Origin of the sequence: Pseudomonas campi (genome assembly GCF_013200955.2) — a bacterium.
GTDB lineage: Bacteria > Pseudomonadota > Gammaproteobacteria > Pseudomonadales > Pseudomonadaceae > Aquipseudomonas > Aquipseudomonas campi.
Genome location: NZ_CP053697.2, coordinates 348,597 through 365,994 on the forward strand (window position 1 = coordinate 348,597; position 17,398 = coordinate 365,994).

The 17,398-nt window shown below is 62.3% G+C and carries 11 protein-coding genes and 1 tRNA gene; 4 read left to right on the plus strand and 8 right to left on the minus strand.

Translation table 11 applies throughout. The annotated features are described in order from the left end of the window. Positions 1-9: 9 nt before the first annotated feature. On the minus strand, positions 10-783 hold the full coding sequence (locus HNE05_RS01585) for an ABC transporter ATP-binding protein (protein WP_173211394.1): 774 nt from the start codon (positions 781-783) through the stop codon (positions 10-12). Positions 784-1,168: 385 nt separating this feature from the next. On the opposite strand from HNE05_RS01585, the gene HNE05_RS01590 reads away from it, so the two are divergent. Genes HNE05_RS01590 through HNE05_RS01600 form a run of 3 tightly spaced genes read left to right on the plus strand, consistent with a single transcriptional unit; the run spans position 1,169 to position 4,410 of the window. Next, entirely contained in the window at positions 1,169-3,007 is a 1,839-nt protein-coding gene (locus HNE05_RS01590; protein ID WP_173211396.1) for an adenylate/guanylate cyclase domain-containing protein, read from the plus strand. Next, complete coding sequence (locus tag HNE05_RS01595; protein ID WP_173211398.1) at positions 3,004-3,498, plus strand: SH3 domain-containing protein; 495 nt, start codon at positions 3,004-3,006, stop codon at positions 3,496-3,498. Before HNE05_RS01590 ends, HNE05_RS01595 begins: the two co-directional genes overlap by 4 nt. A 15-nt stretch (positions 3,499-3,513) precedes the next feature. Next, a complete protein-coding gene (locus HNE05_RS01600) occupies positions 3,514-4,410 on the plus strand; it encodes a M48 family metalloprotease (RefSeq protein ID WP_173211400.1) in 897 nt (298 codons plus the stop codon). 448 nt (positions 4,411-4,858) lie between these two features. On the opposite strand, the gene HNE05_RS01605 is transcribed toward HNE05_RS01600, so the two are convergent. The 7 genes from HNE05_RS01605 to HNE05_RS01635 all read right to left on the minus strand — a co-directional run bounded on the left by HNE05_RS01605 (position 4,859) and on the right by HNE05_RS01635 (position 15,877). Further along, the gene (locus HNE05_RS01605) at positions 4,859-6,814 is read right to left on the minus strand and encodes an HD domain-containing phosphohydrolase (protein WP_240008875.1); all 1,956 of its coding nucleotides are present in this window, start codon (positions 6,812-6,814) and stop codon (positions 4,859-4,861) included. Positions 6,815-6,990: 176 nt separating this feature from the next. After that, positions 6,991-10,320, minus strand: coding sequence for a calcium-binding protein (locus HNE05_RS01610; protein ID WP_173211404.1), 3,330 nt, complete (start codon positions 10,318-10,320; stop codon positions 6,991-6,993). A 568-nt stretch (positions 10,321-10,888) separates the two neighbouring features. Further along, positions 10,889-10,964 (minus strand) — tRNA-Phe (locus HNE05_RS01615). 199 nt (positions 10,965-11,163) lie between these two features. After that, entirely contained in the window at positions 11,164-11,436 is a 273-nt protein-coding gene (locus tag HNE05_RS01620) for an oxidative damage protection protein (RefSeq protein ID WP_173211406.1), read from the minus strand. Further along, on the minus strand, positions 11,433-12,500 hold the full coding sequence (mutY, locus tag HNE05_RS01625) for an A/G-specific adenine glycosylase (protein WP_173211408.1): 1,068 nt from the start codon (positions 12,498-12,500) through the stop codon (positions 11,433-11,435). The genes HNE05_RS01620 and mutY overlap by 4 nt, the downstream gene beginning before the upstream one ends. After that, a complete protein-coding gene (locus tag HNE05_RS01630) occupies positions 12,497-14,725 on the minus strand; it encodes an AsmA family protein (RefSeq protein WP_173211410.1) in 2,229 nt (742 codons plus the stop codon). The genes mutY and HNE05_RS01630 overlap by 4 nt, the downstream gene beginning before the upstream one ends. Positions 14,726-14,776: 51 nt before the next feature. Continuing rightward, complete coding sequence (locus tag HNE05_RS01635) at positions 14,777-15,877, minus strand: NAD(P)/FAD-dependent oxidoreductase (protein WP_173211412.1); 1,101 nt, start codon at positions 15,875-15,877, stop codon at positions 14,777-14,779. 101 nt (positions 15,878-15,978) lie between these two features. Between HNE05_RS01635 and HNE05_RS01640 the strand changes: the two genes are divergently transcribed. Continuing rightward, positions 15,979-17,193 (plus strand): sterol desaturase family protein, encoded by a 1,215-nt coding sequence (locus HNE05_RS01640; protein WP_173211414.1) that lies wholly within the window; start codon positions 15,979-15,981, stop codon positions 17,191-17,193. Positions 17,194-17,398 lie beyond the last annotated feature (205 nt).

Below are 17,398 nucleotides of genomic sequence, written 5' to 3' on the forward strand. Positions count from 1 at the left end.
TGCTCCGTGTTAGCGATTGCTGGACATGAATTGTTTACAGCGTGCCGATTGCGGGTTGTCAAACACCTGGTCGGGCGGCCCCTGTTCTTCTACCAGGCCCTGGTGGAGGAATACCACCTCACTGGAAACCTGGCGGGCGAAGTTCATCTCGTGGGTCACCAGCAGCATGGTGCGACCTTCATCGGCAAGCGCGCGGATGACGTTAAGCACTTCCTGTACCATTTCTGGGTCGAGGGCCGAAGTCGGCTCGTCGAACAGTATCACTTTAGGCTGCATGGCCAGGGTGCGCGCAATCGCTGCGCGTTGCTGCTGACCGCCGGAAAGCTGGTTGGGGTAGGCGTGACGCTTGTCGGCGATACCGACCTTGGCCAGCAGGGCTTCGGCCACTTCGGTGGCTTCGGCGCGGCTCTGGCCCAGTACGCGGCGCGGCGCCTCGATGATGTTGTCGAGCACGCTCATGTGCGGCCACAGGTTGAAGTTCTGGAAGACGAAGCCGATCTCGCTGCGCAGGCGGTTGATCTGCTTGCTGTCGGCGGCGACCAGGTCGCCGTTCTTCGCGGGCTTGAGCTTGAGCTCTTCGCCGGCGACCAGAATCTGGCCCTGATGCGGGTTTTCCAGCAGGTTGATGCAGCGCAGGAAGGTCGACTTGCCTGAACCGGATGAGCCGAGGATGGAGATGACATCGCCGTCGCGGGCCGTCAGCGAGATGCCCTTGAGCACTTCAAGGTCGCCGTAGCGTTTGTGCAGATTGCGAATTTCCAGCGCGGGCGTTGCCTCGGCCATGGGGGGTCCTCTTGGGTACGGAGTGCGCTCCGGCGGCTGGCCGCCATCCTGGCGTGGCGCCAACCTAGCATAGCGCCAACTGGGGCGCCAAGCGGGTAGGGGCGGCTAGTACGGCGTGAGGCCGTGGATGTGTCGCATCGTCGCAGTTGCTTGTCGCGCAGGGACAAAAAAGACTGCAGGGGAGGTCGGTGATTGCGCGATTAGGTTAGCGGGCTCGGCTCGTGCAGCGCCTTGGATGCGGCTTGCGTAAAGGTCGCACAGTTTACGGTAGGCGCTTGCCAGGGTGAAGTCGGGAACCCGCGGGTCACGGGGCTTGGCGCTCTGCTAAAGTGTCTCCAGCTCGTCCGCAGAGGCGGGCATTGGCGCGGAACTGCCGGGGGAAGTCATGCAGCAGGCGCAGCAGTCATCACGATCCTTTCGTTCGGCTTTATGGCTGGTGTGCGCCCTGGTGGTGCTGCTGGTGCCCGTGCTGCACCTGTGGGCACCGCTGCAGCGCTGGAGCAACAGCCACGGCGACTGGCTGATTCGCCAGCGTGCTGCTCAGCAGGTGCCGGACCCGCGCCTGGTGGTGATCGATATCGACGACACCAGTTTGCAGGTGCTGGCCGGCGAGGCGGGCAAGTGGCCCTGGCCGCGCTCGCTGCATGCCGAACTGCTCGAGCACCTGCTGGCGCAGCAGGCCGATGCGGTGGTGTTCGATGTGCTGTTCAGCGAGGCGGATCGCTTCCATCCGGACGCCGATGCCTATTTCGCCGAAGTCCTGGCACAGACCGACCGCGTCTATCTGGCCGCCTTGCAGCAGCAGGCGGTCGACCCGGGTAAAGCCCCGCTATTAAACAGTTACCCGCCGCAGACCGGTCTGCGTTCTGGTGATCCGCAGCAGCGTGGCCTGCTGCTGTTGCCGCAGGCGTTGCCGGCGACGGTGTGGAAGACCGGTACCATCAATTTCACCCCGGATGGCGACGGCGTCGGTCGCCGCTATGACCTCTACCGGCGATTCGGCGACTGGCGCATGCCCTCGCTGCCGGCGCGCCTGGCGCAGGATCAGTCCGTGCAGTTGCCGGCGCAGGACAGTTTCCTGCTCGACTGGCAGGGCGCCAGTCGCGTTCCCTATCCGCGCATCCCCTTTGCCGAGGCCCTGGCCCAGGCGCGGGGTGAGGCGGGCAAGCTGCCGGCCGACTACTTCAGCGGCAAGATCATCGTCATCGGCACCACCGCGGCCGGGCTCTACGACCTGCGCCGCACGCCGCTGGATGACCTGTACCCGGCGGTGTTTATCCTCGCCACCGCCATCGACAACCTGCTCAATGGCGAGCAGTTGCACGCTGCACCCGGCTGGCTGATGCCGCTGCTCTGCATGGCGCTGGTGCTGCTGCTCCAGTTGCTGTTGCTGCGTGAGCGTCTGCTGCTGGTCAGCCTGCTGACTGCCGGGCTCACCCTGGGCCTGTTCGGCGGCGCCTATCTGCTGGCGCGCAACGGCCTGCTGGTCAGTGTGCTGCCCAGCCTGCTGGCGCTGTGGTTGCTGCTGGCACTGGCTCTGGCAGTGTTCTACCGGCGCCGGCGGCAGCAGCTGAATACCACCATCAGTATGTTCAGCCGCTTCCTCGATCCGCAGGTGGTGGCCCAGCTGGTCGCCCGCGAAGACCCACAGGCCCTGCTGGCCAGTCGCGACTGCCAGCTGACCGTGCTGTTTTCCGATATCCGCAACTTCACCACCATGTCCGAGCGGCACAGTGCCCAGGAAATCATGCAGATACTGGAGAACTACTTCGCCGGCCAGGTGGATGTGCTGTTCAAGCACCGCGCGACCCTCGACAAGTTCATCGGCGACGCCATCATGGCCTTCTGGGGCGCCCCGCAGGACAACCCCAATCAGGCCGTGGATGCGGTGAGTGCGGCGCTGGAAATGGTCGACAATGTCGAGCGTTACCGCCGCGACTTCAACCACCCGGACTTCGACATCGGTATCGGTCTGCATACCGGCCCGGCGGTGGTCGGTATGGTCGGTACCAGCAAACGCTACGACTACACTGCCATTGGTGACACGGTGAATCTGGCCAGCCGCATCGAGGGCCTGACCAAGGGTCGCGCGCGCCTGCTGGTGTCCGCCGCGACCATGCAGGCTTGCGGCGATGCATTCGATTTCTTGCCTCACGGCGATTTCCAGGTCAAGGGCCGTAACGAGCCGGTGACCCTCTTCGAACCCAGGAGAAAACCATCATGATCAGAGCGTTTACTGCTGTTCTGCTGCTGACGGGCTGGCTGTTCAGCACCGTCGTGCAGGCCGAAGTGCGCAGCGGTATTACCGTGGAGGCCACCGCCCTGCGTGAAGCGGCAGGTGCCGCAGCAGCGGTGGTGCAGCAACTGCCAGCACAGAGTCGGGTGAGCATCCTCAAGCGCCAGGGCGGCTGGTATCAGGTGCAGACCAGTGCCGGCCAGCAGGGCTGGGTGGCGTTGCTGGCGGTGCGCTTCGACAAGAGTGCCGCAGCCAAGGGCGGCAACATTGGCGCCCTGCTGGAAAGCAGCACGGCCGTGGCGCCAGCGACCGGCGTGGCCACCGGTGTGCGTGGGGTCAGCGATGACCAACTGGAGGCGGGCGGTGCGGGTAGTCAGTCGCTGCAAGAGCTTGATCGCTACGCGGTGACACCCGGCAGCGCGCGGGCCTTCGCCCAGTCCGGCGGGCTGCGTAGCCAGACCATCGCCTACCCCAACTGAGCAGGAGCCGAGAGCATGAAAGACCTTCTATGCCGTGCCGTACTACTCGCCCTGTTCGCCAGCCTCACGGCCTGTCAGGGCCTGGAGGCCCTCGAGGGGGTGAATATCCAGGGTGTCGATCTCAGCCCGCTGGCCAGTGCCAGCAAGAACCTCAGTGCCATGGCCGACAAGACCGAGGACGAGGAACAGGTTATCGGCAGCAACACCGCCGCCCTGTTGCTCCAGCAGGCAGCGCTGCTGGATAACCCGGCGCTGCAGGCCTACGTCAACCGAGTGGGGCGCTGGGTGGCGCTGAACAGCGAGCGCCCCGATCTGCCCTGGCGCTTCGGGGTGTTGAACAACTCGGCGGTGGGCGCCTACGCCGCGCCTGGTGGCTATGTGTTCATCACCAGTGGCCTGCTCGCGCGGATGGACAGCGAGGCCGAGTTGGCCGGCGTACTGGCCCATGAAGTGGCCCACGTGGTGCGCCAGCATCACCTCGATGCAATCAAGCAGCAGGCCGGCGCCGGCTTGCTGGCCGATGTCACGCGCCTGGCGGTGCAGGCGCATCAGGCCAGTTTGGGTGGCTCCGGTAGCAGCGACGCGCTGACCAACACGAAGTTCGATCAGGTGGTGACCAACCTCTATACTCGTGGCCTGGATCGCGGTGACGAGTACGAGGCCGATGCCATGGGCGCGGTCATCGCCGCCCGCGCCGGCTACGACCCTTACGGCCTGGCCACCGTGCTGCAAGGCATGGCGACCATGAAGCAGGACGATGCCGCCCTGGTGACCTTCCTCAAGGTGCACCCGAATATCGGCGACCGCCTGACTCGCCTGGAGCCGACCTATCTGTATCTGGAACGTTTCAGCGGCAATGGCAGCCAGCTGACCCTGGAGCAGCGCTATCAGCAGGTGCTGTCCGGCAGGTAATGCCGCATGCGCCAAAACAAAACCCGCCGCTTTGGCGGGTTTTGTTTGGCTGACGATCATGACTTTTGGCCGAGCCAGAGCCAGCAGGCACAAACCGCTTCTGCCCCCTCTCCCGTTCACGGGAGACGACTGTATGGATGCAGGAGGTAGAGCGACGCAGGAAGCCAAAGCCGAGGGTTGGGGAGAGGGTGAGTTGCCTAGTGCAGCGTGGTAGCCCGGATGCAATCCGGGAGCGGAGCTGCCTGTTTCCCGGATTGCATCCGGGCTACGGTGAGGTGTTGTCGGGCACGTTGGTAGGCGTTGAAGCACGGGGGAGTTTGAGTGCGCGAGTTCCCTCTCCCCCAGCCCCTCTTGTATGTTCGAAACTTGAAGGGGTGGCGGGACCGACAAGCCAAATCTGACTCTAGCCAGTACAGACCGTGGGAGAGGGGGGCTAGAGCTAGCCCGTTCAATGGCTGTGCTTGCTGCCCGGCTCGAAGTCGCAGACATGGTGGGCGTAGGGCGGCGCGCCCGGTGTGGTCAGTACCGTGCTCGGTGCTGGTAGCGGCAGGCTCTGCCCCGGATTGATATAGCAGCGCGATTCGATGAACACCCGCACCAGGTCGCCATCCAGCAGGCCACTCTTGACCTCGGACTGGAGGATGTCGAGGGCGTGGTCGGTGGGCACTGCCGGCTTGTACGGGCGGTCGGCGGCGGTCAGCGCGTCGTAGATGTCGCAGATGGTCATGATCCGCGAGGCGCAGGGGATGGCATCGCCGGCCAGCCCTTTGGGGTAACCGCTGCCGTCGAGCTTCTCGTGGTGCGCTGCGGCGATTTCCGGGATGCGCTGCAGGGCCGGGGTCCAGGGAATCAGCTGGAGGAAGTCGCGGGTGTGCACCACGTGGCGCTCGATCTCGGCACGTTCCTCCTGGGTCAGGCTGCCGCGGCGGATGGCCAGGGCGCAGAACTCGCTGTCCGAGAGCAGACCGATCAGGCTGTCGTCGTGGTTCTTCACCACCTGGCCCTGGATCTCCTGCAGGTGATGGAAGTCACCCTCGGTCAGCACGCTCGGCTCGTTGGCCTTGAGAATGTCGCGCAGGTAATGATCGAGGCGCTCGCACTCCAGGGCCAGCTCGCTTTCCCACTGCAGGCGCTGCTCCTCGGCTAGGCCGCCGTGCTGGCGATAGGCGTGCAGCATGCGCTTGAGCATCTGGTTCTGCAGGCTCTCCTTGGCCAGCGCCACCCGGTAGCGCAGGTTGTCGACCGCCGACTCGGGCAGTTTCTTGGCCTTGGTCAGCACATGCTCGCGCACCCCGACCTTGCCGAAATCATGCAGCAGCGCGGCATAGCGCAGCTCGCGCATGCCCTCGTCATTGAACGCCTGCTGGCGGATATGGGATTGCGGTGCCTGCGGCAGCTGGCGGGCGAGGGCGATGCACAGGTCAGCAACGCGGAACGAATGGCCGCTGGAGGTAGGGTCGCGCTGCTCGATGGCGAACACCGAGGCCTGCACGAAGCCGTCGAACAACTGACTGATGTCGTCCAGCAGCTGGCGGTTCTCGATCGCCACCGCCGCCTGGCTGGCCAGGGCACGCAACGAGGTGGCCATCACCGCATCGAACGGGATCGCCTCGCCGGCGGCATTCTGGCAATTGATGAACTCCAGCACGCCGACCACATCTCTACGGTGGTTGAGCATGGGAATCGCCAGCAGCGACATGGTGCGGTAGCCCACCTGCATGTCGAACGAGCGGTTGAAGCGATACGGCGCCTCGGCGGGGATAGCGTAGGCGTCGGCAATATCCAGCTCGGTGCTGGTCAGCGCCACGTAGCCGGCAATCGAGGCCTTGGTCAGCGGCATGCGCTGTTCCTGGAAGCGCGTCGGCATCGAACTGTTCTGCGTCAGCTTGAAGATCAACTGGGCCTGCTCGCCCTTCTTGTCGACCAGAAACAGCGAGGCCGCATCGCTGTTGGACAAGCGCCGGCCCTCGGTGAGGATCTTGCTCAGCAGGCGCTCCAGATCCTTCTCGGCAGACAGCGCCAGGCCGACATCGACCAGCTTCTGCAGGTCGCCATCCTTGCTCTGCAGGGCATTGGCCAGTTGCGTGGTCTTCTGTTTGAGACGGAACTGCTCGGCGGCGAAGCCGAGCAGGGCCAGCAGTTCCTCTTCACTTGCCTTGGCGGGCAGCGGCAGTGCGCCGTCCATGGCCTCGAAAGCCACCAGGGTGGCGCCGCCGGCCTGCCAGTCGGCCAGCGCATGGCTGGTCAGCAGCGCGTCATCGAGCAACAGCACTTCGGCACCGCTGCTATCCAGCTCGCCCGGTTGACTGATGGTCTTGAGGCTGAGGCCCTCGCGCTGCAGGCGTGCGTACAGGTTGGATTCGGCGAAGAGTGGGCTGTGCCCCACTGTGCAGCTGGCTGTCATCACGGGAACCCTCGGCGGCGCAGGGGTAGTAGCGCTTGCCTGAGTATTGCACCAGTACCTGCACCCTTCCATGCCGTTCGGCTTGTGAGGGGCAGGCTGTGCTGGGGGCAGTTAGCCGTTGGGCGGTCACGCAATCTTTGCTGAGGTGGCAGGGGAGAGACCCCTTGTATGCGTTGTCAGGCGATGAAATCTGCTAGTGAGATGCTGGATACACCGATCAGCTGGATGGCGAACTCGGCATCGATGTCGCCATCGGTATTGCCATAGAGCACGCCATTGAAGACCTTCAATTGCCCGGCCGCGGTAAAGGTTGCCGCGCCATCGATGATCTTGTTGAAGGCGTTGTCGCCGCTTGCGGCAGTATTGGCATCCAGTTTGGACAGATCAATCTTGTCGGCGCCACGAACGAAGTCCTTGATGATATCCCAGCTATTACTGGCTACGCCGCTGTCCGCGAGAGCGATAAAGGCAAAGACGTCGTTGCCGGCTCCGCCGATCAGTGTGTCCTTGCCAGCACCACCAGTTAGGCGGTCATTGCCGGAACCGCCATTGAGCGTGTTGCTGGCGGAGTTGCCAATCAGCGTGTCGTTGTAGTTGGAGCCGGTCAGGTTTTCGATGGAGGTCAGAGTGTCTGAGCCCGAGCCCTTGGTGGCCTGTGCGCTCGTGCTGGAAAGGCTGATCGTTACTGCGCTACCAGCATAAGCGTAAGAAGCGGTATCGATGCCGCTGCCGCCATTCAGCACGTTATTGCCATTGCCAGCCATCAGCACGTTGTTGAGGCTGTTACCGGTGAGGTTGGCGGAACCGGTAGCCAGAATGCGTGCGTTCTCGATGTTGGTGCCGAGGTTATATCCTGCGAGATAGCTGAATATAGTATCGGTGCCTCCCGTGCTGGCATCAGCATTGGTCTCGCTGACTACGTCGCTGGCGTGATCTACGTAGTAGTTGTCCGAGCCGTCGCCTCCTATCATGTTGTCGGCGCCAGCGCCGCCATTCAACACGTCGTTGCCCAGACCCCCGCTCAGTTTGTTATTAGCTGAGTTGCCTGTGAGTTTGTCGTTGTAATTGGAACCGGTCAGATTTTCGATAGCGGTGAGGGTGTCGGAGCCCGAGCCGCCCGTGGCTTGTGCTGCCGTGTTGGCCAAGCTGACGGTCACGGCACTGCCGGCATACAGATAGGAGGCCGTGTCGCTGCCACTGCCGCCGTTCAGCACGTTATTACCGGCGCCGGCATAGAGAATATTGTTGAGACTGTTACCGGTCAGGCTGGCCGTACTGCTGGCTGTGATGCGGCCATTTTCGATATTGGCACCCAGTGTGTACCGGCTGAGATAGCTGTTGACGGTATCGGTGCCGCCCGTAGTCGCGTTGGTATTGGTTTCGCTGACTATGTCACCGGTATTGTCGACGAAGTAGGTGTCGGAGCCGTCGCCGCCGATCAGCCAGTCTGCCCCCTCTCTTCCATCCAACACATCATTTCCAGCCCTGCCGTTGAGCACGTTACCGGCTGCGTTGCCGGTGAAGTTGTCGTTGTAACGTGAGCCGTAGAGATTCTCTATGTTAATGAATGTATCTGATCCGGCTCCTTGAGTATTTTGAGATGCTGTCTTTGAGAGGTTAATGGTAGAAGCTGCAGAGATGAAGGATAGGTCTACAGTGTCAGAGCCTAATGCTCCATCAAACACATTGTTGCTGCTGCTGTTGTAAAAAACGTCATTGAAATTGGAGCCGGTAATGTTTTCTATATTGTATAAAATGCCGTCGGTGTATATTTCTTGTAGTTCGTGACCAATGCCCTGAATAACACCGGCAGTGGAGTGAATGAAAGAGGCTGTATCTATGCCGTCACCGCCATCAAGGGTTTGGTTGGCGCTTGTGGCGAAGAGTGTATTGTTTAAGCTGTTTCCTTCTAATCTTGCTGTTTTGTCTGCGGTAGTGATTCGGCCTATTTCTATATTGTCGGCTAATTTGTAGTAATTAATTGAGCTGTATACGGTGTCGGTGCCTTCATCGCTTTTTTCTAAGATTATTGGGGTGGCTGCATTTGAGCTATTTACTATGTAAATGTCGTTGCCTAGCCCTCCCGCCAAAGTGATCAGGGATGAGCCGACTAAAGTGTCTGCTGCATCGGTTCCTTGAACCTTTGGGGTCTGGGGGATGCCATCTGCGTCGTAACGGAGAGATAGGACTTCTAGCCCTTGCTCCGAAGATGTGTTTTTTTGCCAGGTGAGTAACCAGCCACCATCCGCAAGGGCTGTGGCGGTAACATTAGCCCCCATTGAATCGCCAATAGTGTTGGTGGATATTTGAGCTATTTGGTTGCCGTTCGAGTCAAATCGAACAGATTTAATAGGGCTGTCGCCTGTTGTTATTAGCCATCCTCCATCAGCCAAGCCGATAATGCTGGCAGGATATGGGAAGGAATCAAAGGCTAAGTCGGTTTCAGAGGGCTCTCCAGACTTTTCTCCTTCCGCATTGTAGCGTTGACAGGTCATCGTGCCGCTGTCATCAGTCCAAGCTATCAGCCAGCCACCGTCGGCTAGTGCCGTGGTGGTGGGTTTTATTGTCCAGCTTTGCGGTGAGCTATAGATGGTTTCGCCTATAAGTTCGCCGGTAGCAGAGTAGTGTTGAGTGGCTGTAAGTTGTAGCGCCGAGTGGCCACTAGTCTGATTCTCGCCCCAGGTAATCAACCAGCTGCCGTCAACAAGAGCTGTGGTGGAAAGGGTGCCTGGACTTATTTCGAAAGGGCTAGTGAATATTTTACTTCCGACAGGGGTTCCGGAGGCATCATATTGTTGGCTAATAATCTCATTATTTTTTTCCCAGCTAATAAGCCAGCCGCCATCAGACAGGGTTATAACCGTAGGTGGGCACAGTCCTGCATAAGGTGTGGTGCTGACTAGCTGCTCATCGCTGACTGGCTCTCCGGTAGCATCGTACCGTCGACTAAGTATTTCTCCTGTTGGGAAGTGCGACCAAGCAATCAACCATCCGCCATCCGGCAATGCAGAGACTGCAGGGTCTATGTGACTAGATGATGAGTTTGCGTTGTTGACCTTTGTCTCAATCCCAATTTTGTTTCCTTCGCTATCGTAGCGTTGGGTATAGATGCTCTGGGTTGAGCTCGAGCTATCTTGCCAGGCAATTATCCATCCCCCATCGGAAAGAAGCGTTGTTGAGGGGTTGCGTTGGTCGCCGGGGGTGGTGGTGTTTATGGAGGAAAGTCCGTCGATTTCTACCGCGAAGGTACTATCAGAAAATCGAACCTCTTCGATGCCTTGAAGTGTGTCTGTGCCGTCGTTGCCGTCGGATAAATTCTTATCAGTAATTGTTAGGTGACCATTTTCCCAGCTGAATAGATAATCAGCAGCACTTCCAGAGTAGATAGCAGCGTCCTCGCCGGCGCCGCCTAGCAATGTGTCATCGCCTGCCCTTCCAGTGATTTCGTCGTTACCCGCCGTGCCGTTGAGTATCTCGCTGATCTGGGTGCCGTTAACGATAGCCATGGGAGTCCATTCCTAATAGTTGATATGGTAGATGGCGACATTCTGCCTATTGGTCATGACGAGCGCGCGGCGGATTGTGCCAATTTAGAGGTGTTCAGGCAAAGAAGTTCGTCTGCCCAACACGTCATACCGCGACATTGCTGTCGCAAAATCGATGATTGAAGATTATACGTGAGTGCTCTGCAAGGTTGGCGGTCTATTGAGAGTGCCTGGTCATGCGTGGTGCGATGACTTTTGTGCGGAGAAGCAATGGCGGGATTTTTACTCTTGATACTATACGACGCACTGCATCGTCAGCTGATATCTAGAAATGGGCTCGGGCCGTTTATGAGCTTGTAGCGCTGCTCTTGGATTTGGCTCTTTTTATGGCTTATTTTCTGGTGCGCGCGTGGCCTAGCGGCTCATAAAATATGACCGAACCGGCGATGCCCCCAAAGATGCCCCTAAAGATTAGGGCTTACAACGGAGGTGCAGGAAGGGGTGGGGAATTGCAGGCAATAAAAAACCGGCTCTAGGGCCGGTTCTTTAAGGCTTTCGGGTGATTTTGACACCACCTGAAAACGAAAGGTGGTGCCCAGGGACGGAATCGAACCGCCGACACGGGGATTTTCAATCCCCTGCTCTACCGACTGAGCTACCTGGGCAACGGGGCGCTATTAAACGGATTTGGCTTTGCAGTGTCAAGCCGGAGAAAGAAAAAATTTCAGTAAAGACGGGCGCTTACGAAATTTACGGGTGTTGCGGCGGTTCGCTGCGTGCTGCGCTTGCTTCTGTAGCCCGGATGCAATCCGGGGGGCATGCCTCGGTGAGTGAGGTTCTCGGATTGCATCCGGGCTACAGGGTTTAGGCGCTCGGTGGCACGTAGCCGTCGGCCTGGGCGTATTCCTCGCCGGAGAGGAACTTGTCCATCTCGCCCTGGAGGAACTTGCGGTCTTCGGCGTTCATCATGTTCAGGCGGCGTTCGTTGATCAGCATGGTCTGGTGCGCCTGCCATTCGTCCCAGGCTTGCTTGGACACGTTGTTGAAGATGTCTTCGCCTTTCGCGCCCGGGTAGGGCTGGCGGTCGAGGCCGGGGAGGTCTTGTTTGTGCTTGCGGCAGTGGACGGTGCGGCTCATGACGTTTCTCCTGCATTCAGTTCTTGCGCGGCTCGCTTGAGGAGCTTCTTTACCGGGGCGGCCAGGCCCAGGCGCGGCGGGGTGGCGAGGTTATACCAGAGCCAGTCGCCCTCGGCCACGCCAAGGGCGGCGGCTTCGACCTGGATCAGCCAGGGTTCGATGCTCAACTGGAAGTGGCTGAACGTGTGGGTCAGCCCAGCCAGTTCGCGGCGCTCGCCCAGCTGCAGGGCGTGCTGGCTGGCCAGCGGTTCGAGGGCGTTCAGGTCGTCCAGCTCGGGCAGGCTCCACAGGCCGCCCCAGAGGCCGGTCGACGGGCGGCGATAGAGCAGGATGGCGCCGTCGCGGTTGGCCAGGAGTGGCATCAGCGTGCGCTTCTGCGGCAGCGCCTTGCGCGGCTTGGCGATCGGGTAGCGGATCTCCAGGCCCAGCAGGTGTGCCTGGCAGCCGCTCTGCAGCGGGCAGATCAGGCAGCTTGGCTTGCTCCGGGTACAGAGCGTGGCGCCCAGGTCCATCATCGCCTGGGTGTAGTGATTGACTCGCTCGTCGGGCAGGAAGCACTCGGCTACCTGCCACAGCTGCTTGGCCACTTTCGGTTCGCCCGGATAGCCTTCCTGGGCCACGTAGCGGGCCAGCACGCGTTTGACGTTGCCGTCGAGGATTGGCGCGCGCAGGCCCATGCTCAGGCTGGCGATGGCGCCGGCGGTGGAGCGGCCAATGCCGGGCAGCGCGGTGAGCTGCTCGACGTCGCGGGGGAATTCGCCGCCGTGCTCGGCCATGACGATCTGCGCGGTCTTCTGCAGGTTACGTGCGCGGGTGTAGTAGCCAAGGCCGGTCCACAGGTGCAGCACTTCGTCTTCCGGGGCCTTGGCCAGGGCTTGCACGGTCGGCAGGGCGTGCATGAAACGGTCGAAGTAGCCGAGTACGGTGCTGACCTGGGTCTGCTGCAGCATGATTTCCGAGACCCACACCCGGTACGGGTTAATGTCCTGCTGCCAGGGCAGATCCTTGCGCCCGTGCTGGTCATACCAGGCCAGCACGGCGCCGTTGAATTGCGCGGGCGTCATCGGTTGAACAGGCCCTTGAGTGCGTCCTTGAGTTCCGGGCTGACCTTGTCGCCGAGCTTTTCTTCGATCTTCTCTTCGAGCTTGTTGCCGGCCAGCTTGGCGGCGACCTTGCCCATGCCGTCCTTGTCCAGGCGGCAGGCCTTGGCGCCCAGCTCCAGCGGGCCGCGGCAGAGCAGGGGCCATTCGATGTCGGCGTAGCGTTCGTTGACCTGGCAGGCCTGGTCCGGCATGGCGCTCTTGTCGCCTTCGATGACGATGCCGATGCGGTAGTCGAGGCCGAGTACGCGCAGGTCGACATCGCCTTTGCCTTTGACCGTGAGGCCGGGCAGGCGGGCTTTGAGGTCGGGATTGCTGGCCACGCCATTGCGGAAGGTCAGGTTGCCGTCGAGTTCTTCGAAAGGGGTGTCCTTGCCACGTGGCTCACCGGTGAGCGACTTGCGATTGAGGGTGGCGATGCCCTGGCACAGCTGCTGCTCCAGGTTGGCTTCGATCAGCACGCCGTCGCTTAGGCTGAAGCCGGCCTTGCCGTTCAGCGCGTCGATCCAGGCCTTCTGGCTATTGCCCTGGGTGCGCACGTCGGCATTCAGGTCGAGCAGGCCTTTGATCGGGGCCTTTTCGCCCTGGGCTTCGATAAGTTTTTCCACCGGGATGCGGGTCAGCTGTTTCTGTGCGGTGAGCAGTGGCACGGCAGGGCGCACGTCGAGTTGCGAGGTGACGGCGAAGTTGCCGCCATACAGGTCGCCACGCAGCTCCTGCAGGTTGAGTACGCCGCCGCGGGCCTTGGCCTTGAACAGGGCGCTTTCGATGGGCAGCTTGTTCAGGGTCAGCTGGCCGAGGCTGATGTCGGCCTGCACATCGAGCTTGCGCAGTTGTTCGAGGGGCAGCAGCTGTTCGTTGCTCCAGGCCTGCTGGGTTGGCGAGTTCGGCAGCGGTGTGCTGCCGCTCTTGCCGGCGGCGGCCACGGCGCCCTTGATCTCGTTCTTGCGCGCGACACCGGCGCTGGCGTCCTGATCCTTGGGCGGCAGGTAACGGTCGAGGTCGAGCTTGTCGCCCTTGAGCTGCAGGCGCAGGGCCTGCTTGGCGAAGTCGCTGACGGCCAGGCTGCCGCTGAAGCTGCTGTCGTCCAGTTTCAGGCTCAGTTCGTTGAAGTTGATGCTGGTCGGCGTGCCGGCCAGGCGGGTCGACAGCTCGAACTGCTGCAGGGTGTTGGCGTCACGCATGGCCGGCAGCTCGACGCCGAGGCCGCTGAGGAATTCGCGCAGGTTGACCTGGGCGATGGACAGGCCGCCTTGTAGCTGGACGGTCTTGTCCAGGTCGCGCAGCTTCAGCTCGCCGATGGCGCGCAGCTGGTTGGCGGTGAGCTTGAGGCTGTTCCACTCGGCGACCTGGGCGGCCTGGTCGAGCAGCAGCTGGCCCTGGGTGGCGAAGGTCAGGGTCTTGCCCTTGAACGGCTCGCCGGAGGCCTCGCCGGCCAGCTTGAAGTCTTCCAGCTGGTAGCGCTTGAGGGCGCGGTCGAAGCGCAGCGCGGTCTGCAGTTCGGTCTTGGCGCGCAGCACCGGCTGGTTGGTGCCGAAGAAGGCGGTCAGTTTCAGCGGGATGCTGGCGCCTTCGCGGATCGCCCCGGTGCTCAGCTCGATGCCTTCGGCGCTGAACTGGCGGCCGTTGCTTGCGTCCTGGTAATCGATGCGCGAGTTGCTGATGGTCAGGCTGTCGATATCCAGCTTGATCGGCTGGCTGTCGGCCGTTTCGGCAGGGGCCGGTTCGCTGCCGGCAGGCGCCGTGCTATCGCTGGCGGTAGTGGGCGGGGTGGCGGCGGTTTGCGCCGGTTTGCCCACGCCTTCCCAGTTGCCGCGGCCCTTGGCGTCGCGTTGCAGGGTCAGGTTGAGGCCGTCGAGGCGGATGTCGCTCATCTGCACTTCCTTGCGCAGCAGCGGCAGCACGCGCACGGAGAGGCCCAGCAGGCGCAGGTCGGCGAAGGGTTTGTCCGGGGTCTCGGCGCTGGCCAGGGTGGCGTCGGTCAGTTCCAGACCGAGCCAGGGGAACAGGCTCCAGCCGATGTCGCCATTGAGCTTGAGTTCCAGATTGGCCTTGTCGCGGGCCAGTTGCTGGATCTCGTCCTTGTAGTCGTTGGGGTCGAACAGGTGGGTCAGGGCGAAGCCGAGGCCGACGATGATCAGCAACAGTCCGAGGAAGACCAGGCCCAGGATTTTGCCGATAGATTTCATGAACGCGTCCTTGTTTGGATGACTTTTCTGGGCGCCGAGTATAGCGCCGGCTCAGAGTGCCGCGGCCACCTTCTCGGCGATTGCCAGGCTGGCGGTGAGGCCTGGGGACTCGATTCCGAACAGGTTGACCAGACCGGGCAGGCCGTGGGCGGCAGCGGTTTGGATGACGAAGTCGGCGGGCGGTTCCCCGGCGCCGCTCAGCTTGGGTCGCACGCCGCTGTAGCCGGGCTGCAGGCGGCTGGGGTCAAGGCCGGGGAAGTAGCGCTGGATCGCCGTGGCGAAAGGCTCGCGCAGCTGCGCGTCGACCTGGTAGTCCAGGCTGTCCAGGTAGCGCATGTCCGGGCCGAAGCGCAGCTGGCCGCCGAGGTCGAGGGTGGCGTGGATGCCGAGGCCGGCGATGTTGGCTTCTGGCATTGGGTAGACCAGGTGCTGGAACGGGCTGCGCCCGCTGTAGCTGAAGTAGCGGCCCTGGCACAGATGCAGCGGCGGTATCGGCGCGAGACCGGCGGTCTGCGCCGCCAACTGCTGGGCGAACAGGCCGCCGGCATTGATCACCAGCTGGGCGCGCAGCTGGAACGGCTCGCCGGCGCTGATGCCGCTGGCCAGCCAGCCGTCGGCGCTGGATTGCAGATGCTCGATGCGCGTACGCAACACCAGTTGCGCGCCGCGGGCTTCGGCGACGGCCAGCAGTGATTGCAGGTAGGCGTGGCTGTCGAGGATTCCGCTGCTCGGTGATAGCAGGCCAGCGACCGCGCGAACTGCCGGCTCCAGGCCAAGCAGCTGGGCGCGGTCTAGCGGCTGCAGGTCGCTGACCCCGCAGGCGGCGGCATTGGCCTGGAGCTTTTCCAGCTGGGCGATTTCTGCCGCCTCCACCGCCACCAGCAGCTTGCCGATGCGGCGGTGCGCCACGCCCTGTGCGGCGCACCAGGCATACAGGCGTTCGCGGCCTTCGCGGCACAGCTCGGCCTTGAGTGAGTCGGGCGGGTAGTACAGGCCGGCGTGGATCACCTCGGAGTTGCGGCTGGAGCTGTGGCTGCCGATCAGGCTTTCCGCTTCGACGATCAGCGTGCTCTGTCCGGGGCGTGCCAGGCGTGCGGCGCAGGCCAGGCCGATGGCGCCGGCGCCGATGATCAGGGTGTCGATGCTATGCATGATGGCTGGCGTGAACAGTGGCTGGTTTTGGCGGCTGGGGCGGTGTTGCCGAGCGGCCTGGGGCGTTAGGCTGGCAGCATAACAAGAACCGAGAAGCGCCCATGAATGTCGCCGTAATGGCCGTGCCGCTGTATATCGCACTGATCCTGCTGGAGCTGGCGTACGAGCGCTACAGCGGGCGCCACACCTATCGTCTGGCGGATGCGACCACCAGCATCAACACCGCCGTGTTGCGCGTATTGCTCGAAGGGCCGCTGCGTCTGCTGCTGGTGATCCCTTACGCCTGGCTATACGAACATGCGCGGCTGCTGGAGCTGGATGCGAGCTCGCCCTGGGTCTGGCTGCTCGGTTTTATCGCCGTGGACTTCTGCTTCTATTGGGCGCATCGCAGCCTGCACCGTTACAACCTGCTGTGGGGCGCGCACCAGCCGCATCACTCCAGCGAGGACTTCAACCTGTCCACCGCGCTGCGCAAGGGCGCCTTCCAGACGGCTTTCGACTGGCCGTTCTACCTGCCGCTTGCGTTGTTGGGGATTCCGCTGCCGCTGTTTCTGGTTCTGCTTGGCGCGCAGCTGGTCTACCAGTTCTGGATCCATAGCCAGCATGTCGCCCGGCTCGGCGTGCTGGAGTGGTTCATGGTCACGCCGAGCAACCACCGCGTGCACCACGGGCAGAACGACTGCTACATCGACAAGAACCATGGCGGCGTGTTCATCATCTGGGATCGCCTGTTCGGCACCTTCGTCGACGAGCGCGAGCCGGTGCGCTACGGGGTGACCACGCCGGTGCGCACCTTCGACCCGATCCGCCTGCAGTTTTCCTGGTGGCGCCTGCTCTGGGCCGATGCCCGCGCGACTCGCTCCTGGTGGGACAAGCTGCGCCTGTGGTGGATGCCCACCGGCTGGCGCCCGGCAGATGTGCAGGCAAGGCCCTGGCCATCGATGCCCGCGGACAAGTTCGAGCGGCCCTATCCGAGCAGCCTGCGCTGGTATGCCTTTCTGCAGTTCGTGGCGATCAATGCCATGGCCCTGTGCTTCCTGGCCAGCGTCAAGCGCGCCGCCGTGTGGGAGCCCTGGCTGCTGGTGCTGGCGATCCTCAGTGGCTGCGTCAGCCTCGGCCTGCTGTTCGAGGGCAAACGCCGGCTGTGGTCGCTGGAGGTGGTGCGGCTGCTGGCGCTGGCCGGTTTGGCACTGGGCTGGGGCTTGTGGCTGGTGCCGGCGCAGTGGCTGCTCGGCGTGCTGCTGGCGGGGCTGTGTGTGGCCAGCCTGCTGTGGCTGAAGTGGTTGGCGGCGCGACCGCAGGTGGTAGCGACGTAGCCCGGATGCAATCCGGGGTGGGACTTTCCCGGATTGCATCCGGGCTACGGTCCGTAGGGTGGATGACGCTTTTTCATCCACCACGGCGCCGCTCTCGCTGGATCGATGGGGCGCGATCCACCCTACGGGCGGTAATTGCATGCCGCTTTCGTAGGAGCGAGCTCTGCTCGCGAAAGGGGGGGGCAGCTATTTCGCGAGCAGAGCT